Below are 5,833 nucleotides of genomic sequence, written 5' to 3'. Positions count from 1 at the left end.
CGCCTGCGCGTACGCGTCCGTGGGGCCGGCGCGCCCACCAGAATCCACGCAGCGGTCACCACGCCCAACACCCGGACGGTGAGGGCGGATCGGGTCGGTTCGGGTCCATGCACGACGCAGATCATCGGCCCTCGCGCCCCGGCGTACGCCCCTGATCGGCGCTGATTGCCCCGAATGGGCGAACTTCACCCCCGATGGGTTTAACGCCGATTCGGCCGGATGTCTGGACGTACGCACACAGATCCGGAGAATCAGCCGCTACCCCAGCGCCCCTCCTCACCCCCTCAAACACAGCCGGGCAAAAGATTTTTTTGACGGCGTTGAACACAACAGCCGCCCCCATGCGTAACCAATCCCGAGCGGCGGCGCAGCAGGGCGCTGCGAACACGCTTGTGATGATCGGGGAGTTGACAATGAACACCTCCTGGCGGAGCGCCTCTCTCGTGGCGAGCGCTGTGGCCGTGCTGGCGCTGACGACGGCGTGCGGTCAGGAAAGCGGCGGCTCGACGGGCAGCCAGAACGTCGGCGCCACGGCCCCCGCGGGGACCGGCGGCCTCGGAAGCGTCGGCAGCGGCGGCTACGGCGGTGTCGGCACCGGCGTGGGCGCGAGCCCCAGCACGGGCACCGGCGGCACGGGCACCGGCACGCAGACGGGCGGCGCCGGCCAGCTGGAGGTCGCCACCAACGCCGAGCTCGGCAAGATCGTGACCGACAGCGCCGGCCGTACCCTCTACCGCTTCGACTCGGACACCGCCGAGCCCCCGAAGTCGAACTGCAACGACGCCTGCGCCACGGCGTGGCCCCCGGTCGCCCCGGACGACGTCTCGGCCGGCGACGGCATCGACAAGTCGCTGCTCGGTGAGGTCACCCGCGCGGACGGCAAGAAGCAGCTCACCGTCGACGGCTGGCCGGCGTACTACTACCAGAAGGACGCCAACCCGGGCGACACCAACGGCCAGAACGTCGGCAACAAGTGGTTCGCGCTGGCCCCCGACGGCAAGAAGGCCAAGGCGGGCGGCGGCGGTGGTGGCGGCGGCGAGGCCCAGGTCTCCGACGAGCCGGGCCTGTCGACCCGCAACGACCCGAACCTCGGCGAGATCGTCGTCGACAAGAACGGCATGACGGTCTACCGCTTCGTCAAGGACAAGGCGTGGCCGAAGCCCGTCTCGAACTGCAAGGGCGAGTGCCTGGAGAAGTGGCCGATCGTCGCACCGGTCGACTTCGAGGACACCAAGGACATCCCCGAGAAGGGGTACATGAAGTTCACGCGCCCCGACACCGACGAGGAGCAGCAGACCCTCAACTGCTCCCCGATCTACACGTTCATCAACGACAAGAAGCCCGGTGACATCAACGGCCAGGGCGTCGGCGGCACCTGGTTCGCGGTGCGCCCCGACGGCAAGCTGGTCGGCGCTCCCAACAAGTAGCCGAGCCGTCCCCGGTCCGCCCCCTCCACGCCGTACGGAGGGGGCGGACCTCTTGCCGTGCCGGGCGCCCGGGGGCGTTCCGGGAGCCGACAGAACCTACCGGAAATCCTCACTTCCTGACCGGGAACGGACGGTCAATTTCCGTTTCCGCTCGTTCTTTTGGCGGGCGATCAGTAGCCTCAGCTCGAACACCGGAACCCCGGAACCCCGGAAGCCATGGAGTACTGATGCAGCGTCCCGCCTGGGCCCCGAGGAGCATCGACATCTCGATGCCCAGCGTGGCGCGCATCAACGACTGGTTCCTGGGCGGCTCGCACAACTTCGCGGCGGACCGGGAGGCGGCCCGCAGGGCCATGGAGTTCGTGCCGGGGCTGCCGAAGATCATGCAGGCCACCCGGGCGTTCATGCGCCGCGCCGTGCACCACGCGGCGGCCGAGGGGATCACCCAGTTCCTCGACATCGGCTCCGGCCTGCCGACCTCGGGCAACGTCCACGACGTGGCCCGCAGGGCCGTACCGGACGCCCGCGTCGTGCACGTCGACCACGACGCCGTGGCCGTCGAGCACACCCGGGCCGCCCTCGCGCGGGACCCGCGCGCCGACGCCGTCGCGGCCGACCTGCGCGATCCGCGGACCATCCTGACCAGCCCTCAGGTGGGGCGGCTGCTGGACTTCGGGCGGCCGGTGGCCGTCCTGCTGATTGCGATACTGCACTTCGTGGACGACGAGGACGACCCGTACAAGGCGGTGGCCGAGCTGCGCGACGCGCTCGCGCCCGGCAGCATGCTCGTCCTCACCCATGCCTCGTTCGAGGGAATCCCGCTGCCGCCCGAACGGGCCGGTGGCGCGGTCGACGTGTACAAGGACATCCGCAACCCGCTGATCATGCGCTCACGAAGCGAGATCGCGCGGTTCTTCGAGGGGTACGACATGGTGGAACCTGGACTGGTGCCGATGCCGCTGTGGCGGCCGGAGACGGCCCCGGAGGACGAGGATCCCTATGCGTTCTGCGGGTTCGCCGGCGTGGGGACCACGGCGTGACGGCCGTGCAGGACGGGCCGGAGGACCGACTGCGCCGGTTCGCGACGATCTGGAGCAGAGCCGTCTACCCGGCCACCTCCACGCCCCTGACCCGCACCGAGTTCGAGGAACTCCTCCTCCCGCTCGCCAGACGCCTGCGTACGGCGCTGCTCGCGCGCTCCTTCGACGCCGCCGAACCCAAGGCGGTCGGCGCCGCCCTGGTCGCCGCGCACTGCACCGACCCGGAGGCCCTCGCGCAGGCCCTGGAGTGCGTGGACGCCTACCTGGTGCTGTACTGCGGCGACGACTCGCCCCCGGAGAAGCTCCGCACCCGCTCCTCCCGCCTCCAGCACGCCATGGCCGCCGGGTACGCGCACGCCCTGCGCGAGCGCACCCTCGCCGAGCAGGAGGCCATCGCGCAGGCCGCGCTCCAGGCCCAGGGCGTCGTCGCGCAGGCCCTGCACGCGAGCGAGGCCCGCTTCCGGGCCGTCTTCGAGGGCGCCGCCATAGGCATCTGGATCGCCGACCTCGACGGCAACGTCCTGGAGGTCAACGACGCCCTCACCCGCATGTTCGGCGGCTCCGAACAGGCCGTACGCAGCCGCAACGTCAAGGAGTGGACGCACGCCGAGGACGCCCCGCAGGTGTGGAAGCTGCACGAGGAGCTGGTGCGCGGCGACCGGGAGCACTACCACACCGAGAAGGCGTTCTACCGGCCCGACGGAACGGTCCTGTGGACCAACCTGACCGTCTCCCTGCTGCGCGACGCCGACGGCGCCCCCCGCTACCAGCTCGCCCTGATGGAGGACACCACCGAGCGGCGCCTCCTCAACCTGCGGCTGCGCTACGAGGCCACCCACGACGCGCTCACCGGGCTGCCCAACCGGACGCTGTTCTTCGAGCGCCTGGAGAAGATCGTCGCCGCCGGGGACGGGCGCCGCTACGGCCTGTGCTACCTCGACCTCGACGGCTTCAAGACCATCAACGACAGCCTCGGGCACGCCGCGGGGGACCGGCTCCTCGTCGAGATCGCCGACCGCCTCCAGTCCTGCGCGACCGCGCCCGGCGAGATGGTCGCGCGGCTCGGCGGCGACGAGTTCGTGGCGCTCACCACCGGGCCCGACGCGCCCCACGAGGTCGACGAACTCGCCTCCCGCATCATGAACGCGCTCGTCGCGCCCGTCCGCATCGACGGCCGCGAACTCACCGTCCGCGGGTCCATCGGCATCGTCGAGGGCCAGGCCGGGGAGCGCAGCGCCGCGGAAGTCCTGCGCAGCGCCGACATCACGATGTACCGCGCGAAGTCGGCGGGCGGCAACCGCTTCGAACTCGCCGACGCCGAGGCCGACGCCCGCGCCATCACCCGCCACGGCCTGACCACCGCGCTGCCCGCCGCCCTGGAACGCGACGAGTTCTTCATGGAGTACCAGCCGATCGTCCGCCTGGAGGACGGCAGCGTACGCGGCGCCGAAGCCCTCGTCCGCTGGCTCCACCCCCAGCACGGCGTCCTGGGCCCGGACCGCTTCATCCCCCTCGCCGAACACACCGGCCTCATCGTCCCGTTGGGCCGCTGGGTCCTCGAACAGTCCGTACGCCAGGTGCGGGCCTGGCGGGAGCGCTGCGCCGAGACCTGGTCCCTGCGCATCAACGTCAACCTCTCCCCGGTCCAGCTCAGCCACCCCGGCCTGGTCCAGGACACGGTGGAGATCCTGGAACGCGAGGGAGTCGGACCCGAGGCGCTCTGCCTGGAGGTGACGGAGTCGGCGCTGATCGGAGCGGACGACGACCTCCTGAAGCCGCTGCGCCAACTGGCGGAGATGGGCGTGGACATCGCCCTCGACGACTTCGGCACCGGCTACTCCAACCTCGCCAACCTCCGCCGTCTCCCGGTCAACATCCTCAAACTGGACCGCTCGTTCACCCAGGGAATGCAGCAATTCCCGGCCGACCCCGTCGACTTGAAGCTCGTCGAGGGCATCGTCACGATGGCCCACAGCCTGGACCTCGCGGTGACGGTCGAGGGCGTGGAGACGGGCGCGCAGGCCGAACAGCTGCGGATCCTGGGCTGCGACACGGCCCAGGGCTGGTACTACGCGCGGCCGGGACCGCCGGAGAGGCTCAACGAACTGGTGCTGGCGGACGCCACGGGCTGAGCCTCAGGTGACGGCGGGCGTACGGGACTCTTCTGCGACCGCTGACGCCGCCCGCACCAGCGCCGCCACCGCCGTGGACCGGGACCGCTCGGGCCAGGCCACCGCCAGCGCCGAGGGCGGTGCGTCGGTGACCGGTCGGCGCGGATAGCGGGTCGCCACCGAGGCCGGGAACAGGGTGAACAGGTCGCCGAGGGCGATCAGGGCGAGGAACTGTGCCAGGTCGCGTCCGGGGGCGCGGACCCGGTCCATCTCGCGCTCCAGTTTCGCGATCGCCCGCGACCCCGGCCGCCTCACCCCGGCCGTCCGTGGCGCCGTGGACGTCGTCCCCGGCTCGCACGCCGACCCCGACGTCCTCGACCGGGCGTTCAGCGGAGCCGACCAGGTGTTCTGGCTGGTCCCGCCGGCCCCGTCCGCCCCCACGTACCGCGCGCACTTCGACGCCTTCGCCACCCCGCTGACGAAGGCGCTCACCGCCCACGCCGTACGCCGGGTCGTCACCGTCTCCACCCTGGGCCGGGGCATCGCCCGCGACGCCGGTCTGATCTCCGCGACCCTCGACCTGGACGACGCGATCCGCGCGACCGGCGTCGCGCACCGCGCCGTATGCCGGCGACCGCCCCCACCGGCCTGCGCGCGTGGGCGAAGGCTCACCTCTCCAGCAGCATCCGCTGAAGCTCCCGGGCGGCCCTCGGCGGAGCCACGTCACTCCGATGGGCGAGCGCGATCGTCCGATGCAACCCCGGCCGGGCCAGCGGCGTCACCCGCAGCCCGTGCCCGGAGCGCGCCGCGACCATGCGTGGGACGACGGCGACGCCGAGCCCGGCGCGCACGAACCCGAGCACCGCGTCCATCTCCCCGCCCTCGACGGCGAACTCCGGCTCGAACCCGGCGGACCGGCACGCGGCGACGTTCAGTTCCCGCAGGTCGTACCCGTGCCGGAACATCACGAGCCGCTCCCCGGCGAGGTCGGCGACCCGGACGGCGCGCCGCCCGCCGCCGGGGCGGGGCGCGTCGAGGGACGACACGACCACGAGGTCCTCGCGCAGCAGCTCGACGGTCGTGAGCGCGGGGGCGGGCGCGGGCAGGGGCAGGACGACGAGGGCGAGGTCCAGCGCACCCCGGGCGAGTTCGCGGATGAGATCGTGGGAACCGCCCTCCTCGATCAGCAGCTGCACGCCGGGATAGCGGTCGTGGAAGGCCCGCAGCACGTCGGGCAGCAGCCCCGTGCACAGAC

Annotated in this window: 4 protein-coding genes and 1 pseudogene; 4 read left to right on the top strand and 1 reads right to left on the bottom strand. The window is 71.9% G+C overall.

All coding sequences use genetic code 11. From position 1 onward, the window contains the following. Nucleotides 1-413: 413 nt before the first annotated feature. The 4 genes and pseudogenes from AOK24_RS15195 to AOK24_RS52490 all read left to right on the top strand — a co-directional run. A complete protein-coding gene (locus tag AOK24_RS15195) occupies nucleotides 414-1,427 on the top strand; it encodes an SCO0930 family lipoprotein (protein ID WP_055720604.1) in 1,014 nt (337 codons plus the stop codon). Between the two features lie 227 nt (nucleotides 1,428-1,654). Beyond that, complete coding sequence (locus AOK24_RS15190) at nucleotides 1,655-2,467, top strand: SAM-dependent methyltransferase (protein WP_055720603.1); 813 nt, start codon at nucleotides 1,655-1,657, stop codon at nucleotides 2,465-2,467. Then, complete coding sequence (locus AOK24_RS15185; protein ID WP_055720602.1) at nucleotides 2,464-4,599, top strand: putative bifunctional diguanylate cyclase/phosphodiesterase; 2,136 nt, start codon at nucleotides 2,464-2,466, stop codon at nucleotides 4,597-4,599. Before AOK24_RS15190 ends, AOK24_RS15185 begins: the two co-directional genes overlap by 4 nt. Before the next feature lie 175 nt (nucleotides 4,600-4,774). Then, a pseudogene (locus AOK24_RS52490) lies at nucleotides 4,775-5,059 on the top strand (hypothetical protein); the annotation flags it as partial. A gap of 187 nt (nucleotides 5,060-5,246) precedes the next feature. On the opposite strand, the gene AOK24_RS15175 reads toward AOK24_RS52490, so the two are convergent. Beyond that, nucleotides 5,247-5,833 (bottom strand): LysR family transcriptional regulator substrate-binding protein (locus tag AOK24_RS15175; RefSeq protein ID WP_055720600.1); only part of this gene is annotated, 587 nt, incomplete at its 5' end.

Origin of the sequence: Streptomyces niveiscabiei, from assembly GCF_001419795.1 — a bacterium.
Lineage (GTDB): Bacteria > Actinomycetota > Actinomycetes > Streptomycetales > Streptomycetaceae > Streptomyces > Streptomyces niveiscabiei.
The sequence above is the reverse complement of the archived record's forward strand: the minus strand, read 5'-3'. Positions and strand labels throughout refer to the sequence as shown.

Coding starts and splice junctions, on each gene's coding strand:
- AOK24_RS15195 (WP_055720604.1), top strand. CDS start 414: ATGAACACCTCCTGGCGGAGCGCCTCTCTCGTGGCGAGCGCTGTGGCC.
- AOK24_RS15190 (WP_055720603.1), top strand. CDS start 1,655: ATGCAGCGTCCCGCCTGGGCCCCGAGGAGCATCGACATCTCGATGCCC.